The organism is Kitasatospora sp. NPDC002543, assembly GCF_053594915.1.
Genome location: NZ_JBSFWR010000148.1, coordinates 1 through 15,719 on the forward strand (window position 1 = coordinate 1; position 15,719 = coordinate 15,719).

Consider the following 15,719-nt stretch of genomic DNA (forward strand, 5'->3'; position numbering starts at 1 on the left):
CCGCCGACTCCACCGCGACCTCCAGCCCGGTGCCGATCGCCGCCGCCGAGCCGAACACCAGGTAGTGCCCGTACCCCCAGACCAGCGCCTGCCGGCGCCACCTCCTGGGCGCGCAGGTGCTTCTTCACCGTCATCGGGTAGTAGGTGCCGCCCTTGACGGTGGCGTCGTTGGCGACCACCACCACCTCGCGCCCGGCGACCCGCCCGATGCCGGCGATCACCCCGGCCGCGGGGGCGGCGCCGTCGTACATCCCGTCGGCGGCCAGCGGGGCCAGCTCCAGGAAGGGGGAGGCCGGGTCGAGCAGGGTGTCGACCCGGTCGCGCGGCAGCAGCTTGCCGCGGGCGGTGTGCCGGGCGCGGGCCTTGGCGCCACCGCCCAGGGCGGCGGCGTCGAGCTTCGCGCGCAGTTCGGAGACCAGGGCCCGGTGGGCCTCGGTGTTGGCGCGGTACGCCTCGGACCCGGGGTCGACGGAGCTGCCGAGCCTCGGTGCCGGTGCGGCGGCTGCGGACGGGGCGGCACCGGGAGCCACCGCCGTGCCGTTCGTCACGCCGGTCGCCGCGCCGGTCGCCGCGCCGAGCCGGACGCCGGTGGGTGTGCCTGCGGTTGAGATGACCATTCCCAAGAGCTCCCTTGCCCTCGGCACCAGGTGGGCAGCCGGGGTGCGGTCCGCCCGTGATCGCCACGTTAATTAACGTTAACTTACGCGCCCAGGTTAACGGCCGATAACCCGACTGTCTACGATGGACGGCATGCCGAACGTCCCCGCCGCCTCCTCGCTCCCACGTCGCGACCAGATCCGCCGGGAGGCCGCGAGGCTCTTCGCGGCCCGGGGCTTCCTCGGGGTGGGTGTGGACGAGATCGGCAAGGCCGTCGGGATCAGCGGCCCCGGCCTCTACCGCCACTTCGCGGGCAAGGACGCGATGCTCGCCGACCTGCTGATCGGCATCAGCGAGCGACTGCTGGACGAGGGGCGCCGCCGGGCCGGCGGCGGTGAGGGCCCGGCCGCCACGCTGGACGCGCTGATCGGCGGCCACGTCGACTTCGCCCTGGACGACCGGGACCTGATCACCCTGCACGACCGCGAACTGCTGAACCTCAAGGAGGAGGACCGGCGCACCGTCCGCCGACTCCAGCGCGGCTACGTCGAGCTGTGGGTGGACGTGGTCCGGCAGGCCTACCCGCCGCTGGCCGGCCCCGCCGCCGAGCCGGTGGCGCGGGCCGCCGTGCACGCCGTCTTCGGCCTGATCAACTCGACCCCGCACAGCCTCGGCCCCAACCCCGACCAGAGCGATCGCTCCGCCCTCCAGCGGGACGGCATGGCCGCCCTGCTCCACACCCTCGCCCACGGCGCGTTCGCCGCGGCCGCGGACTCGGCCGCCGCCTCCGTCGACGGTTCGGCGCCCGCCGGGGCCTGACCCGCGCGCTGCCGGGATCCCGCCGGGGCCTGACCCCCTGCGCTGCCGGGATCCCGCCGACCCCGTCCCGCGTGGGCGGCTCGGAGGGCGGCCCGGGCGACTCGGACGGGCCGGTCGGCTCGACGGGGATCGGCGGGGCTCGCGGGGCCCGGTGGCGGCCCGGCGGGCCCCGCCGAGCCCGGTGGCGGCCCGTCCCGAGTCCTAGGCCCAAAGGACGGCGCCCGCTCGCCCCTGGCCGCTGGGCGCCACGCGGGTCGTCGGCGACCCTGGAATCGACCGGGGTGATTGGGCCGTGCGAGTGCCCGATCGGGAATCGTCGCAGGCCGCCGGCTGTTGGCCAGTCCGCCGGACCGGACGATCCGGCCTGCCCCGGCCCGCCCCGAACCCGCCCGGGCCGGAAACATCGTGGCGGCCACCGCACGGAATGGTTAGCATCCCTAAATATGCCTGAGACTCACGGATCCACGGTGGAGCAATCCCCGAGCGGCCCCCCGGCTTCCGGCCCGACCCCGGAGGTCCCCGTCGCCAGCCCGCAGACCCCCGCCGAGACCACCGGGCCGGCCGCCGAGGGCGCCCGGTCTGCCGCTGCGGGCTCTCAGTCCGTCACCGAGGCCGGCGAGGCCACCGCGGCCACCGTGGCCACCGAGGCCGACGGGAACGGTGAGGGTGCCGAGTCGGCCGGGTGGCTGCGCCGACTGATCGGCTACAGCTGGCGGTCCCGCCGCAGCCTGCTGCTCGCCTTCGGCGCCTCGCTGCTCGGCATGGCCGTCACCGCGCTGGTACCGCTGGTCACCAAGCTGATCATCGACGACGTCATCGTCGCCCACACCCGTTCACTGACCCCCTGGGCGGTGGTGCTGCTGCTCGCGGCCCTCGTGGTCTTCGGCTGCACCCAGGTCCGCCGCTACTACGGCGGCCAGCTCGCCGTGGACGTCCAGCACGACATGCGCAGCGACCTGTTCCGCTCGCTCGGGCGGCTCGACGGCCACCGCCAGGACCGGCTGGACACCGGTCAGGTGGTCGGTCGCGCGACCTCCGACCTCCAGCTGGTCAACGGCCTGCTCTCGATGCTGCCGATGATGACCGGCTACCTGCTGATGTTCGTCATGTCGCTGGGCGTGATGGTCTGGCTGTCCCCGCCGCTCACCCTGATCGCCCTGGTCATGGCGCCCGCGCTGTGGTGGGTCTCAGTGCTCAGCCGCAAGCGCCTCTTCCCCGCCACCTGGGCGGCCCAGCAGGAGGCGGCCGCCGTCGCGGGCGTGGTGGACGGCGCGATCGGCGGGGTCCGCGTGGTCAAGGGCTTCGGCCAGGAGTCGCAGGAGCTCGACAAGCTGGAGGTGGCCTCCCGCAACCTCTTCGCGGCCCGGCTGCGGTCGATCCGGCTCAACGCCCGCTACAACCCGGCGATGCAGGCGATCCCGGCGCTCGCCCAGGTCGGGGTCCTGGCCTTCGGCGGCTGGCTGGCCGTCGACGGCAGCGTCACGCTCGGGACCTTCGTCGCCTTCTCCACCTACGTCGCCCAGATGACCGGCCCGGTGCGGATGCTGACCATGGTCATCACCGTCGGCCAGCAGGCCCGGGCCGGGGTCGAGCGCGTCCTGCAGCTGATCGACGAGCGCCCGCTGGTCCAGGAGCGCCCGGACGCCCGGACCCTGGACCTCGCGCACGGTGACACCCCGGAAGGCGCTTCGGAGGGCAGCTCGGACGACACTCCGGAGCGCACCTCGGACGACGCCCCGCGGAGCGCCGGCACCGTCGGCCCGCGGACCCCCGGCGTCGCCCTGGAGTTCGACCAGGTCGGGTTCCGCTACGACCCCGACCACCCCGCCCCCGTCCTGCACGGCCTCAGCCTGAAGCTGGCGCCCGGCGAGACCCTCGCCCTGGTCGGCGCCTCCGGCTCCGGCAAGTCGACGGTGGCCCAGCTGGTGCCCCGCTTCTACGACCCGTCCGCCGGCACCGTCCGCCTCTACGGCCACGACCTGCGCGACCTCACCCTGGACTCGGTCCGCGCGACCGTCGGCATCGTCCCCGAGGAGAGCTTCCTCTTCTCCGAGTCGGTCCGCACCAACATCGCCTACGGCCGCCCGGACGCCACCGACGAGCAGGTGTTCGCCGCCGCCCGCGCCGCCCAGGCCGACGCGTTCGTCCGCGCGCTGCCGGACGGCTACGACACCAAGGTCGGCGAGCAGGGACTGACCCTCTCCGGCGGCCAGCGCCAGCGCATCGCACTGGCCCGGGCGATCCTCACCGACCCCCGGATCCTGCTGCTGGACGACGCCACCTCGGCGGTGGACCCGCAGATCGAGGCGGAGATCCACGAAGCGCTGCGCTCGGTGATGGCCGGCCGCACCACACTGCTGATCGCCCACCGCCGTTCGACCCTCCAGCTCGCCGACCGGATCGCCGTCCTGGAACGCGGCCGGCTGCTGGACCTCGGAACGCACGAGGAACTCGAAGCCCGATGTCCCCAGTACCGGGCCCTGATCACCGACCCCGAGGCCGGTCACGCCGACCGGCGGTCCACCGCTGAACCGGCCCCCGCGAAGCCCGCCTCCGCGAAGCCCACGTCCGGGCAATCGGCGTCCGGGCAACCGGCGTCCGGGGAAGCGGCAGCCGAGCAGCCGGCACCCGGGAAATCCGGGCAGCGGGCCACCCCCGCTCTCCCCACCCCCGCCCTGGCCAAGGCCGCCCGCACCGCCGACCCCGAGCTGCTGGACAAGGTCGCGGCGCTCCCGCCCGCCTCCGACACCCCCGACGTTCCCCGCGCAGAGGCCGAGGCCGGCGACCCCGACTTCACCCTGCGCCGCCTGCTGCGCCCCTTCCGCACCCCGCTGCTCATCGCCCTCCTGCTGGTCGCCCTGGACGCGGCGGCCGGACTGGTGCTGCCGGTGCTGATCCGGCACGGCATCGACGAGGGCGTCCGCAAGGGCCTGATGTCCGGTGTCGCGGTGGCCTCGCTCACCGCCCTGGTCGTGGTCCTGCTGGACTGGGTGGTGCAGGGCGCCGAGAACCGGGTCAGCGGCCGTACCGGCGAGCGCGTCCTCTACACGCTGCGGCTCAAGATCTTCGCCCACCTCAACCGGCTCGGCCTGGACTACTACGAGCGCGAGCTGACCGGCCGGATCATGACCAGGATGACCACCGACCTGGACTCGCTGACCTCCTTCCTCCAGACCGGCATGGTCACCGCCGTCGTCAGCCTGTTGACCTTCGCCGGGATCTTCGCCGCCCTGCTGATCATCGACGCGGGCCTGGCCCTGGTGGTCTTCGCCGTCCTGCCGCTGCTGGTGATCGCGACCCTGGTGTTCCGCAAGAAGTCCAAGGACCAGTACGAGCTCTCCCGCGACCTGATCAGCACCGTCAACGCCGATCTCCAGGAGAACGTGGCCGGCATGCGGATCGTCCAGGCGTTCCGCCGCCTGGACACCAACACCGACCGCTTCGTGGCCCGCGGTGCCGCCTACCGCGAGGCCAGGGTCCGGGCCCAGCTCTACATCTCGCTGTACTTCCCGTTCGTGCAGTTCCTCTCCAGCGTGGCCGCCGCGCTGGTGCTGATCGTCGGCGCGGCCCGGGTCGACGCCGGGACGCTGACGGTCGGCGCGCTGGTCGCGTACCTGCTCTACATCGACCTGTTCTTCGCACCGGTCAACCAGCTGTCCCAGGTGTTCGACGGGTACCAGCAGGCCTCGGTGGGCCTCGGCCGCATCCGCGAGCTGCTGCGCACCCCGACCAGCACCGCCGAGGCGGCCGACCCGGTCCCGGTGGCGAGGGCCCTGCGCGGCGAGATCTCCTTCGAGGGGGTCGGCTTCGCCTACAACGGTGGCGCGGACGGCGCCCCGACCGTGCTGAGCGGCGTGGACCTGCGCGTTCCGGCCGGGCAGACCGTGGCGCTGGTCGGCGAGACCGGCGCCGGCAAGTCGACGCTGGTGAAGCTGGTCGCCCGGTTCTACGACGCGACGGAGGGCACCGTCCGGGTGGACGGGGTCGACCTCACCCGCTACGACCTGGCGCAGTACCGCCACCGCCTGGGCGTGGTGCCGCAGGAGGCGTACCTGTTCGCGGGCACGGTCCGCGAGGCGATCGCCTACGGCCGGCCGGACGCCTCGGCGGCCGAGGTGGAGGCGGCGGCCCGGGCGGTGGGCGCGCACGACATGATCGTCCGGCTCTCGGGCGGGTACGACCACGAGGTGGCAGGGCGGGGGCGCAACCTCTCGGCGGGCCAGCGGCAGCTGATCGCACTGGCCCGGGCCGAGCTGGTCGATCCGGACATCCTGCTGCTCGACGAGGCGACCGCGGCCCTCGACCTCGCCACCGAGGCGGCGGTCAACCAGGCCGCGGACCGGCTCAGCGGCGGCCGGACGACCCTGGTCATCGCCCACCGCCTGACCACCGCCGAGCGCGCCGACCGGGTGATCGTGCTGGACCACGGCCGGGTGGTCGAGGACGGCACGCACGCCGAACTGCTCGCCCGGGGCGGTACCTACACCCGGCTCTGGCAGGCGTTCACCGCCGACGGCCACCCGGCCGCCGAGGCCGTCGCCGCCGGGTAGGGCCGCCGCCCCTCGACCGGGTAGCACCGCCCCGCGGCTGGGGTCGCGAACGCCCGCTAACCGCCTGACGGCCCGTCACGCACGGGCCGTCAGGCGGCGATCAGCGCGGCCAGCAGTCCCGCGGCGTCGATCCCGCGCGGCAGGTCGCTCACCTGCCCGTCCCCGACCTCGACCACCCGCCAGCCGGAGCCGTCCGCCCGGCGGGCGAGATCGGTGGTGACGAAGCGGCAGCCGAGCCTGCGGACCAGCGCCGGGACGTCGGTGAGATCGGGCTCGACGGCCCGGCGCGGGGCGTCCGGGTGCGGTCCGACCAGGACGGGCCGGCCGTCCAGCCACCACACCCGGGCCTCCACGGCCCGGCCGCCGCTCCCCGGCGCACCGTCCTCGGCGGGCCCCGCCGACGCCACGCCCGGAGCGGCGACGCCACCCGCACCACCCGCACCGCCGGAGTCGCCCGCACCGTCCGTACCGCCCGCACCGCCCGCGCCGGCCGGGCCTTCCGCCGGGACGCCCGCGCCCTCGAACTCCTCGTAGCGCCGCAGCACCACGCCGCCCGCCAGGAACTCGCCCTGCAGCTCGACGAACCGCTCCACCACCCGGCCGACGGCCGCCAGATCGGCCAACTCGGGTACGTAGCAAGCTTCGTGCCACTCGTGCTTGCGTGACTTCACGTAGTCCTTGACGATCGCCGGCCCGCGTCCGCCGATCCGGGCCGCGGCCTCCGCCAGCTCCTCCGGCCCGGGCGCCGCTGGGCCGTCGGACGGGATCCACGCGCTGGCCGGGGTCGCACCCTCGAACACGCCGTACCAGCCGGGCAGTTCATGGGCGGCCGCGTACCCGGGCGGGCTGGTCAGCAGGTTTCCGCCACGGGCGGCGAGCGCGGCGGAGAAGTCGGCGTACCGGGCGGAGGACAGCATCCAGCCCCGGTACCAGAGCGGGCCGCTGTCCCGGGGCACCCGCCGGACGGCCTCCTCGGCCCGCCCGGCGAGCAGCCCGTCGTGGTCGACCAGGTGGTGCTCGCCGCCCAACTCCCGCAGCATCCTGGCCTCCCAGGCGAAGTGCGGGTCGGGCCGACGCGGGTTGAGCGGATCGGCGGGGAAGACGATCGCGGGTGCGGGCATGGCCGAAAGGGTACGGCCGGGCGGCAGGACCCGAGCCCGCCACGACGGGCCGGACGGCCCGAGCACCCGACCGGAGTGCCGAATCCGCTCGACGTCCCGGGCGACCGCTGCGAGAGTGACCCGATGAGAAATCCGCTGCGTTCCCGCGTACGCCGGCCCCGGCAGGCCGCCCGCACGGTGGTCCTGGACGCGAACGGCTCGGTCTTCCTGCTCCGTTCGGACAACGACGAGGTCGGTGTGCACTGGACCATGCCCGGCGGCGGGCTGGAGGCGGGCGAGACCCCGTGGGACGGCGCCCGGCGCGAGCTGTGGGAGGAGACGGGCTGGAGCGACCTCGAACCCGGCCCGCTGCTCTGCACCTGGGAGCACGACTTCACCTGGCACGGCACCCCGGTCCGCCAGCACGAGCACATCTACCTCACCGGCGGACCGCACCGCGGCCCGGTCGGCGACGTCAGCGCGGTGCACGCCGTCGACCGGATCCTGGACTGGCGCTGGTGGACCCCGGCGGACCTCGCCGACCAGAACGCCGACGCGCTCTGGCCGCCCGCGCTGCCGGAACTGCTGGACGCCGTCCGCACGGGCTGGGCCGTCGACAGGCGGCCGCCGGTGCCGGTCGACCTGGGGTACGTCCCGAACGCCCCGGCCACCCGCCGGACCCGCTGAACCGCGGGCCCGCTGAAGCGTGGGTCCGCGCGGACAGCGGTCCCGCGCGGCCCGTCGCAGAACACCGCCGAACGGGCGTCGTACGGTGTCGCGCGGTGCCGTGCGTCGTCCGGCGGAGCGGTTACCCGCGCCCGCCGCGCCGGGTCCGTCCGGCCGGACCGGGCTCCCAGCCGTGCAGTTCCAGCTCCCGGTCGTGCAGCGCGGCGGGATTCATCAGCACCGTCAGCCGGGCACCGGCCAGCTGCTCGATGCCGAGCCCGGTCGCGGACAGCAGCAGCTCGGTCGGAACCGAGACGGCGATGGCGGGCCGCCATGAGGGCAGCACCACCAGACAGGTGCCGCGGCCGACCTTGATCGGCCGGGCCGCCACCCGGACCGGTGCGCGCTCCTCCGGCCGGCCGAGGGCCTCGGCCGGCCCCGGGGTACCGCCGATCAGGATGCCGAGCGGCGGCTCGGCCCGCGAGGCCCCGCCGTTGTCGCCGGTGGCGGTGGCGGTGGCGGTGGCGGTGGCGTCGTCGCCGCCGGCCGGCCCGACGGCCCCGCCGTGGCCCGCGACTCCGGCTCCGGCGCCGAACGACGGCAGCTGCGCCGTCGCTCCGGCCGGCCAGGCCGCACCGGCACGGTCGTCCGTCCGGCCAGTGGCCCCCGGCAGTCCCGTCCCGGTCGGGCCGGGCGCGGCCGTCTCCCGTGCGGTCGCCCCCTGCCCGGTCCGGGCGGCCTGCGGGTGCATCCGGCGCAGTCGCCGGGAGGGCGACGGCCGCCGGGACCCGAGGATCCGCGGTTCCTCACGCGTCGGACGCGGTTCGGTCCCGGCCGTACCGCCCTCCGGCGGCACCGCGGTGGGCCCGAACCGGACGAACCCGGCCCCGTCCCCGTCCCCGTCCCCGTCCGGTCCGGCGAGGGCGCGGGGCGCTTCGACCGCGGAGATCGCGGGTACCGCGGAGACCTCGGGTACCACGCCGACCGCGGCAGGGGCGGTCGGCGCCTCCGCGTCGTGCCGGCTGCGCGGCTGCGGCACCGAGTAGAGGCGCGCCGCCCCCTCCGTGGCTCCGGACGGGGCGGAACCGGGCTCGGTGGCGGTCGCGATCGAGCACATCGGCGCCGCCGCGGCGGCCGTGCCGGGCGCGGCGGACGGGGGTGAGGACCCGGCGCCGCCCCGGGGCGGTCCGGGCAGGAAGGGGTCGGTTGCTGCGGGGTGGAGCGAGGTCATCTTCGGGCCCTTCGGGGAACGGTTCAGACGATCCTCCCGCACCGCGCGATCAGCTCCAAGCGTCGAACCCGATGGTGTGCGCGACACCACCGGGGGATCGTCGCGGGATCGCCCAAGACAGCGCCCGGCGAACACCGTTGCCATGCGACCGGAAGGGCGCCGACCCGTTCGGCCCTCCACTCCGGCCCCGATCGCGGACCCGAATCCGGCCCCCGCCGGCCCCGGCCCCGCCGCCCCCGGCCCCGCCGGCCCCGGCCCCGCCCCCGCCCGCGTCCCCGCGGGCCGGTCTCAACCAGCGGGCGCGACAAAGCCCTTGAGGTCGGCGAGCACGGCGTTCGCCGCCATGACGCCGAGCCCGAGGAACCAGGTCTCGTCCGAAACCGGCCGGGCCTGGCCGGACTTGACCGCACCGAGCGTCTTCCAGAGCGCGCCGCCCAGCACCGCGTCCTGGTTGGTCGAGCTGGGGGTGCCGTACACGCCGTAGAAGATCCAGTCGGCGTCGGCCTTGTCGATCTGCTCCGGGCTGACCTCCACCGCGAGCTCCTGGACCTGCTCGATCGCGGGCTGCGGCAGCGGGATGTCGGTGAGGATCGTGCCGATGAAGGAGAGCTCGGCGTAGAGCCGGGTCCGGCCCGGCATGAAGCGCAGCGGCGTGATGGTGGGCCGCTTGTCGCCGAGCTTCGCACCGATCGCCGTGGCGGCCGCCTGGTAGGCGTCGAGCTGCGCCTTGGCCTCGGCCTCCAGGCCGAACGCGCTCGCGTTGAGCAGGAAGTTCTGCTTCCAGGGGTAGCCGGGGCGCAGCGAGAAGACGGTCGGGGCGATCTTGGACAGCTGCGCGTACTGGTCCTGGGCGCGCAGTTGGCTGCCGAGGATCAGGTCGGGCTTGAGCGCGGCGATGGCCTCCAGGTTGAGGCTGTTGATGGTGCCGACGGCGGCGGGGCTGCCGGCCTTGTCCTTGAGGTAGGAGGGCAGTGACTTGGAGCCGTCGGTGTACACGACGCCGACCGGCTGGATGCCGAGGGCGACGACGTTGTCGAGCTCTCCGGTGTCCAGCACCACGACCCGGGTGGGCCTGGCCGGGATGACGGTCTCGCCCATCGCGTGCTTGAGGGTGCGCGGGTAGACGCCGGGGGCGGCGTCGGTGCCGAAGCCCTTCATCTTCTCGACCACGGCGGCGTAGTCGTCGCCGCCCTGCTTGACCGACTTCTGGTTCGGGGAGGAGCCGCCGCCGGCCGGGGCCGAGCCGCTGCCGCCGCCCGATCCGTCCGAGCTGCCGCAGGCGGTGAGCAGTCCGCCGAGGCCGAGCACGGCCGCGCCGGTGATCCCCGCGGTGAGGAACCTGCGGCGACCGGTGGTGCGGGGGGAGAGGGCCGGGGCGTCGGAGGTGGGGGGCATGCGGCACTCCTGAGGCGATCGAATTTAGGTTAGGCAAACCTATCCGACGCGGGAGCGACGGGGGAGCGGCAGGTCCGCGACAGGGGGGCAAAACATGTCGAACCTTGGCAAAAAGGAGAAATTTCCTTGCCTCAACTCCTTTGAAACCAAGGTACATGGGTTAACGGGCCGTAAATCCATCAACCCGAACGGCCGTCGCGGAAACGAATCGAAGCAAGTGGTTTAGATCACCAAGGGTTGGTCTACTCAACCTTCCATGCCCGCATCTAGGGTGCGCTGGTGTTTGATCAGCAGCTCTCAGAGCACACGAGCAGCGGCCGGGCAATGGCGCCCGGCGCTCCGCAGGGTGCCCCGGTCAGTGGCATCAGTGGTGGAGTCCCCGCAGATCAGGGGACCGCTGGGGGAGCGGGGGACAAGGGTCTACGGGGCGGTTCCGTCGGCCTGCTGAGCAGTGTGGTGCTGGGCGTCTCGACGGTCGCCCCGGTCTACTGCCTGACCGCCACACTCGGACCGACCGTCACCGCGGTCGGCGTCCAGATGCCCGCGGTGTTCCTCGCGGGCTTCCTGCCGATGCTGCTCGTCGCGTTCGCGTACAAGGAGCTGAACAAGGACTTCCCGGACTGCGGCACGTCGTTCACCTGGGGCGTCCGGGCCTTCGGCCCCCGGGTCGGCTGGATGGCCGGCTGGGGCCTGACGGTGGCGACCATCATCGTGCTCTCCAACCTGGCCGGGGTCGCGACCGACTTCCTGTACCTGATGCTCGGGGAGATGACCGGCAGCGGCTGGGTCACCGAACTCGACCAGAACAAGGCCGTCCACCTGCTCACGGTGGTCCTGCTGATCGCCGGCGCGACCGCGATGAGCTACCGGGGGATGACCGCCACCAAGTGGTTCCAGTACAGCCTGGTCGGCCTCCAGCTGGCCGTGCTGCTGCTGTTCTCCGCCATCGCCATCGGCAAGGCCGTCGCCGGCGACCTGCCCGACTCGATCGGCTTCTCCTTCTCCTGGCTCAACCCGCTCCAGGTCAGCTCGTTCAGCGCGTTCACCGCGGGACTGTCGCTGTCGATCTTCATGTACTGGGGCTGGGACACCTGCCTGACCATGAACGAGGAGACCCAGGGCAGCGCCAAGACCCCCGGCCGCGCGGCGATGATCTCCATGGTCACCCTGGTCGGCTCGTACCTGCTGGTCGCGATCGCCTCCCAGATGTTCGCGGGCGTCGGCAGCACCGGCAACGGCCTGGGCAACCCGGCGACCGCGGACAACGTCTTCGCCGCGCTGGCACGGCCGGTGCTCGGCTCGCCGTGGAGCATCCTGCTCTTCCTGGCCGTCGTCGCCAGCGCCGCCGCCAGCCTGCAGACCACCTTCATCCCGGTGGCCCGCACCCTGCTCGCGATGAGCGCCTACCGCGCCGTGCCGCCGCGCTTCGGCACCGTCCACCCGCGCTTCCGCACCCCCGGCTACGCGACCGTCGCGGCGGGCATCGCCACCGCGATCTTCTACGTCGGCATGAGCCTGATCAGCGAGAACGTCGTCCAGGACACCATCCTGGCGCTCGGCCTGATGATCTGCTTCTACTACGCGCTGACCGCCTTCGCCTGCGTCTGGTACTTCCGCCGCTCGCTGCGCACCGGCGTCCGCGACCTGCTGCTCAAGGGCGCCGCCCCGCTCCTCGGCGGCGTTCTGCTGACCGCGGTCTTCCTGCAGACCCTCGCCGACGCCTGGGACCCGGACTACGGCAGCGGTTCGGTCTTCGGCATCGGCTCGGTCTTCGTGATCGGCGTCGGCATCCTGCTGCTCGGCGCCGGGCTGATGACCTGGTACGGCTTCATCCGGCCGGAGTTCTTCCGCGGCGAGACGCTGCACAAGGACACCCCGGCACTGGTCGTGGAGGACTGACACCGTTACGGTGGGGCACATGAAGCGCTTCAAGGGCCTGTGCTGGTGGCCGTCCTAGGACGGCCACCTCACTCGCCTGACCAGGGCCGTCCGGGATCGGACGGCCCTGCTGCGTTCTCCGCGCCCCTCGCGCACACCGCAGGACGGGCCCCTCGCCCCGGACGGCCGCCACCACCGCCGCACCGAGGAGAGAGACCTTGAGCACCGCCATCGAAACCACCACCACTGCCGTTGCCGCCGTTGCCGCCGTTGCCGCCGCCGCCGGGGTTCCGGGCGACGACCCGACCGCCCACCGCGTCCTCACCGGGGACCGCCCCACCGGACCGCTCCACCTCGGCCACTACTTCGGCACCCTGCGCAACCGGGTCCGGCTCCAGGACCAGGGCGTCGACATGTTCGTCGTGGTGGCCGACTACCAGGTCATCACGGACCGCGACCTCGCCGACCGGCTCGCCGAGCACACCGAGAACCTCGTCCTCGACTACCTCGCCGCCGGCCTCGACCCCGAGCGGGCGACGATCTTCCCGCACAGCGCCGTCCCCGCCCTCAACCAACTGCTGCTCCCCTTCCTCAGCCTGGTCAGCGTGGCCGAACTGGGCCGCAACCCCACCGTCAAGGACGAGATCGCCCACTCCCGGCAGTCCGCCGTCAGCGGGCTGATGTTCACCTACCCCGTCCACCAGGCCGCCGACATCCTCTTCTGCAAGGCCGACCTGGTCCCGGTCGGCCAGGACCAGCTGCCCCACCTCGAAGTCGCCCGCACCGTCGCCCGCCGCTTCAACGAGCGCTACCCGCACGCCGACGGCAGCGCCGTCTTCCCCCGCCCCCAGGCCCTGCTCTCCGAGGCCCCGATGCTGCTCGGCACCGACGGCGGCAAGATGAGCAAGAGCCGGGGCAACGCCGTCGCCCTCGGCGCCACCGAGGACGAGACCGCCCGGATCATCCGCGGCGCGCGCACCGACGCCGACCGCCGGATCGGCTACGACCCGGTCGACCGGCCCGAGGTCTCCAGCCTCGTCCTGCTCGCCGCCCTCTGCCAGGACCGCGCCCCCGAGGCCGTCGCCGAGGAGATCGGCGACGGCGGCGCCGCCGCGCTCAAGCGCACCGTCACGGAGTCCGTCAACGAGTTCCTCCGCCCGATGCGCGCCCGCCGTGCCGAGCTCGCCGCCGACCGCGGCCACCTGCGCCAGGTCCTGCGCGACGGAGCCGAGCGGGCCAACGCCGTCGCCGACGCCACCCTCACCGAGGTCCGGGAGATGATGGGGGCGGTGATCTGAAGAGCCCCCACCACCGAACGCCGGCCAGGCGCGGGACATCGGCCGGTCGACACGGGGCATATCGTCACCGGGCGGTCGCGGCCACGGCCCGACCGCCCGCACCCCGCTCCCGCGCCCGAAAGGCGGCCAGGACCATGGACCAGCACCCGACCACACCCGGCCAGGGGCTGACCCGCCCGCCGCACCTGCGCCCCGGCGACCACATCGCCGTCGTCGCCCCCAGCGGCCCCGTCGATGCCGAACGCCTCACCGCCGGCTGCGCGATCCTCAGCTCCTGGGGGCTGCGCGTCACCGTCGCCCCGCACGTCCTCGACACCCACCCCACCCTCCGCCACCTGGCCGGCACCGACGCCGACCGCGCCGCCGACCTCCAGGCCGCGTGGCTCGACCCCACCGTCGACGCCGTCATCTGCGCCCGCGGCGGATACGGCGTGCACCGCATGGTCGACCTGCTCGACTGGACCGCGATGCGCGCCGCCAGGCCCAAGCCCTTCATCGGCTTCAGCGACGTCAGCTCCCTGCAGGAGGCCTTCGCCCGGCGCCTCGGCCTCGCCACCCTGTACGGACCGCTGGCCGCCGGGGCCTCCTTCGTCTCCGACGGCCCGACCGCCGAACACCTGCGCCGCACCCTCTTCGACCCCGCCGCCGTCACCGTCCTCACCTCACCCACCGCCGCCCCGCTCGTCCCCGGCCGCGCCCGCGGCGTCACGGCCGGCGGCTGCCTCCACGTCCTCACCGCCGAACGCGGCACACCCGCCGCCCGGCCCTCGTACGCGGGCGCCGTCCTGCTGCTCGAGGACGTGCACGAGCACCCCTACCAGCTCGACCGGCTGCTCACCCAGCTCCTGCGCTCCGGTGCCCTCGACGGCGTGGCCGGTCTGGCCCTCGGCTCCTGGGAGGGGTGCGGACGGCCCGAGCGCGTCCGGGACGTGATGACCGACCGGCTCGGCGGGCTGGGCGTTCCCGTGCTCTGGGAGCTGGGCTTCGGCCACTGCCCCTCCACCCTCACCGTCCCGCTCGGCGTCCCCGCGCTGCTCGACGCCGACGCCGGCACCCTCACCCTGGACCGGCCCGCCCTCGCCGACCGCTGAACAACCCCGGGCTCGGACGCCGAGCACGGGGTGCCGAGCCCGGCCCGTGTCATGGGTGAGGCGCCATGGGCGAGGCGCGCGCTGAGTAAGGTGCGGCCATGAACGAGGACCGCCTCACCGCCCTCGCCCGCGGCTTCCTCCGCGGACCGGGCAGCAACGCCCGCACGATCCTCGGACTTGCCGGTCCGCCCGGCGCCGGCAAGTCCACCCTGGCCCGTCACCTGGTCGCCGAGGTCGAGCGCGCCGAAGGACCCGGCACCGCCGCCTACGTCCCGCTCGACGGCTTCCACCTCTCCGGCGCCCAGCTCGACCGCCTCGGCCTGACCCACCGCAAGGGCGCCCCGGCCACTTTCGACGTCCACGGCTACGTCGCCCTGCTGCGCCGCATCGCCGGGGACCGCTTCGAGGACATCTACGTCCCGGACTTCGACCGCACCCTGGACGAACCGGTCGCCGCCCGCCACGTGGTCCGCCCGCACACCCGGCTCGTCATCACCGAGGGCAACTACCTCGCCTCCGTCGAGGCCCCCTGGCCTGACGCGCGCCGACTGCTGCACGAGCTCTGGTACGTGCACACCGACGACGACGTCCGCGAGGAGCGCCTGCTGCGGCGGCACCTCGACGGCGGCCGCGACGAGGACACCGCACGCCACTGGGTCGCCGGCAACGACCACCCCAACGGCGAGTACGTGAAGCCCGGCCGGGCCCTCTGCACCCGGATCGTCTCCGGGGCGGGTTTGCCTTCGACCGTGGACAGGGGTAGTGTTTCCTAGTCGCTCGACAGGGAGCACCGGACACGCATCGGCGCGGACGGTCCCGGGGCGGCCAATCCTCTGAAACACCACTTCCCGGTTCGGGCCGGGTCGCTTCGCCGTTTTCGCGTCGCGGCCTGGTGCTTATTCGGTGTGCTCATTTTATCGGGTTGCGGTCGGATTCGCTTTTCGGAGCGGGGATCGGCTAGAGTTTGAAACGTCGGACGGGGCGTCAAACCCCGGAAGACGCCGGCGAGTTGGATGAACGAAGCCCCGGAAACGGAGCGGAAAACATCTGATAAGCTGGAAACACGAAAGAACGAAGCCCGGAGGGTCCGCTGG

At 73.8% G+C, this 15,719-nt stretch carries 11 protein-coding genes; 7 read left to right on the forward strand and 4 right to left on the reverse strand.

Going from position 1 to position 15,719, the window contains the following annotated elements; genetic code table 11:
- A partial coding sequence (locus ACWD4P_RS35540; protein WP_449782467.1) for a carboxyl transferase domain-containing protein occupies nt 1-617 on the reverse strand: 617 nt, incomplete at its 3' end.
- A gap of 133 nt (nt 618-750) precedes the next feature.
- Between ACWD4P_RS35540 and ACWD4P_RS35545 the strand changes: the two genes are divergently transcribed.
- On the forward strand, nt 751-1,416 hold the full coding sequence (locus ACWD4P_RS35545; protein WP_449782468.1) for an SACE_7040 family transcriptional regulator: 666 nt from the start codon (nt 751-753) through the stop codon (nt 1,414-1,416).
- Nucleotides 1,417-1,859: 443 nt separating this feature from the next.
- A complete protein-coding gene (locus tag ACWD4P_RS35550; protein WP_449782469.1) occupies nt 1,860-5,966 on the forward strand; it encodes an ABC transporter transmembrane domain-containing protein in 4,107 nt (1,368 codons plus the stop codon).
- An 89-nt stretch (nt 5,967-6,055) separates the two neighbouring features.
- On the opposite strand, the gene ACWD4P_RS35555 is transcribed toward ACWD4P_RS35550, so the two are convergent.
- Nucleotides 6,056-7,087, reverse strand: coding sequence for an ATP-grasp domain-containing protein (locus ACWD4P_RS35555; protein WP_449782470.1), 1,032 nt, complete (start codon nt 7,085-7,087; stop codon nt 6,056-6,058).
- 123 nt (nt 7,088-7,210) lie between these two features.
- On the opposite strand from ACWD4P_RS35555, the gene ACWD4P_RS35560 reads away from it, so the two are divergent.
- Nucleotides 7,211-7,753: an NUDIX hydrolase gene (locus tag ACWD4P_RS35560; RefSeq protein ID WP_449782471.1), complete on the forward strand. Its 543-nt coding sequence runs from the start codon at nt 7,211-7,213 to the stop codon at nt 7,751-7,753.
- Between the two features lie 121 nt (nt 7,754-7,874).
- Here ACWD4P_RS35560 and ACWD4P_RS35565 read toward each other — a convergent pair whose 3' ends face one another.
- The gene (locus tag ACWD4P_RS35565; RefSeq protein ID WP_449782472.1) at nt 7,875-8,963 is read right to left on the reverse strand and encodes a hypothetical protein; all 1,089 of its coding nucleotides are present in this window, start codon (nt 8,961-8,963) and stop codon (nt 7,875-7,877) included.
- Between the two features lie 288 nt (nt 8,964-9,251).
- Nucleotides 9,252-10,358: an ABC transporter substrate-binding protein gene (locus ACWD4P_RS35570; protein WP_449782473.1), complete on the reverse strand. Its 1,107-nt coding sequence runs from the start codon at nt 10,356-10,358 to the stop codon at nt 9,252-9,254.
- Between the two features lie 324 nt (nt 10,359-10,682).
- Between ACWD4P_RS35570 and ACWD4P_RS35575 the strand changes: the two genes are divergently transcribed.
- The 4 genes from ACWD4P_RS35575 (at nt 10,683) to ACWD4P_RS35590 (ending at nt 15,398) form a co-directional block, all read left to right on the forward strand.
- Entirely contained in the window at nt 10,683-12,257 is a 1,575-nt protein-coding gene (locus ACWD4P_RS35575) for an APC family permease (RefSeq protein WP_449782477.1), read from the forward strand.
- Between the two features lie 197 nt (nt 12,258-12,454).
- Complete coding sequence (trpS, locus tag ACWD4P_RS35580; RefSeq protein WP_449782474.1) at nt 12,455-13,534, forward strand: tryptophan--tRNA ligase; 1,080 nt, start codon at nt 12,455-12,457, stop codon at nt 13,532-13,534.
- 134 nt (nt 13,535-13,668) lie between these two features.
- Nucleotides 13,669-14,625: a S66 peptidase family protein gene (locus ACWD4P_RS35585; RefSeq protein WP_449782475.1), complete on the forward strand. Its 957-nt coding sequence runs from the start codon at nt 13,669-13,671 to the stop codon at nt 14,623-14,625.
- A gap of 98 nt (nt 14,626-14,723) precedes the next feature.
- A complete protein-coding gene (locus ACWD4P_RS35590; protein ID WP_449782476.1) occupies nt 14,724-15,398 on the forward strand; it encodes a nucleoside/nucleotide kinase family protein in 675 nt (224 codons plus the stop codon).
- The last annotated feature ends 321 nt before the right edge of the window (nt 15,399-15,719 follow it).

Bases quoted from the DNA above. Each gene is read 5' to 3' on its own strand.
- ACWD4P_RS35550 (WP_449782469.1), top strand. From the start codon at position 1,860: ATGCCTGAGACTCACGGATCCACGGTGGAGCAATCCCCGAGCGGCCCC.
- ACWD4P_RS35575 (WP_449782477.1), top strand. From the start codon at position 10,683: ATGGCGCCCGGCGCTCCGCAGGGTGCCCCGGTCAGTGGCATCAGTGGT.
- ACWD4P_RS35545 (WP_449782468.1), top strand. From the start codon at position 751: ATGCCGAACGTCCCCGCCGCCTCCTCGCTCCCACGTCGCGACCAGATC.
- ACWD4P_RS35555 (WP_449782470.1), bottom strand. From the start codon at position 7,087: ATGCCCGCACCCGCGATCGTCTTCCCCGCCGATCCGCTCAACCCGCGT.
- ACWD4P_RS35560 (WP_449782471.1), top strand. From the start codon at position 7,211: ATGAGAAATCCGCTGCGTTCCCGCGTACGCCGGCCCCGGCAGGCCGCC.
- ACWD4P_RS35585 (WP_449782475.1), top strand. From the start codon at position 13,669: ATGGACCAGCACCCGACCACACCCGGCCAGGGGCTGACCCGCCCGCCG.
- ACWD4P_RS35570 (WP_449782473.1), bottom strand. From the start codon at position 10,358: ATGCCCCCCACCTCCGACGCCCCGGCCCTCTCCCCCCGCACCACCGGT.
- ACWD4P_RS35565 (WP_449782472.1), bottom strand. From the start codon at position 8,963: ATGACCTCGCTCCACCCCGCAGCAACCGACCCCTTCCTGCCCGGACCG.
- ACWD4P_RS35590 (WP_449782476.1), top strand. From the start codon at position 14,724: ATGAACGAGGACCGCCTCACCGCCCTCGCCCGCGGCTTCCTCCGCGGA.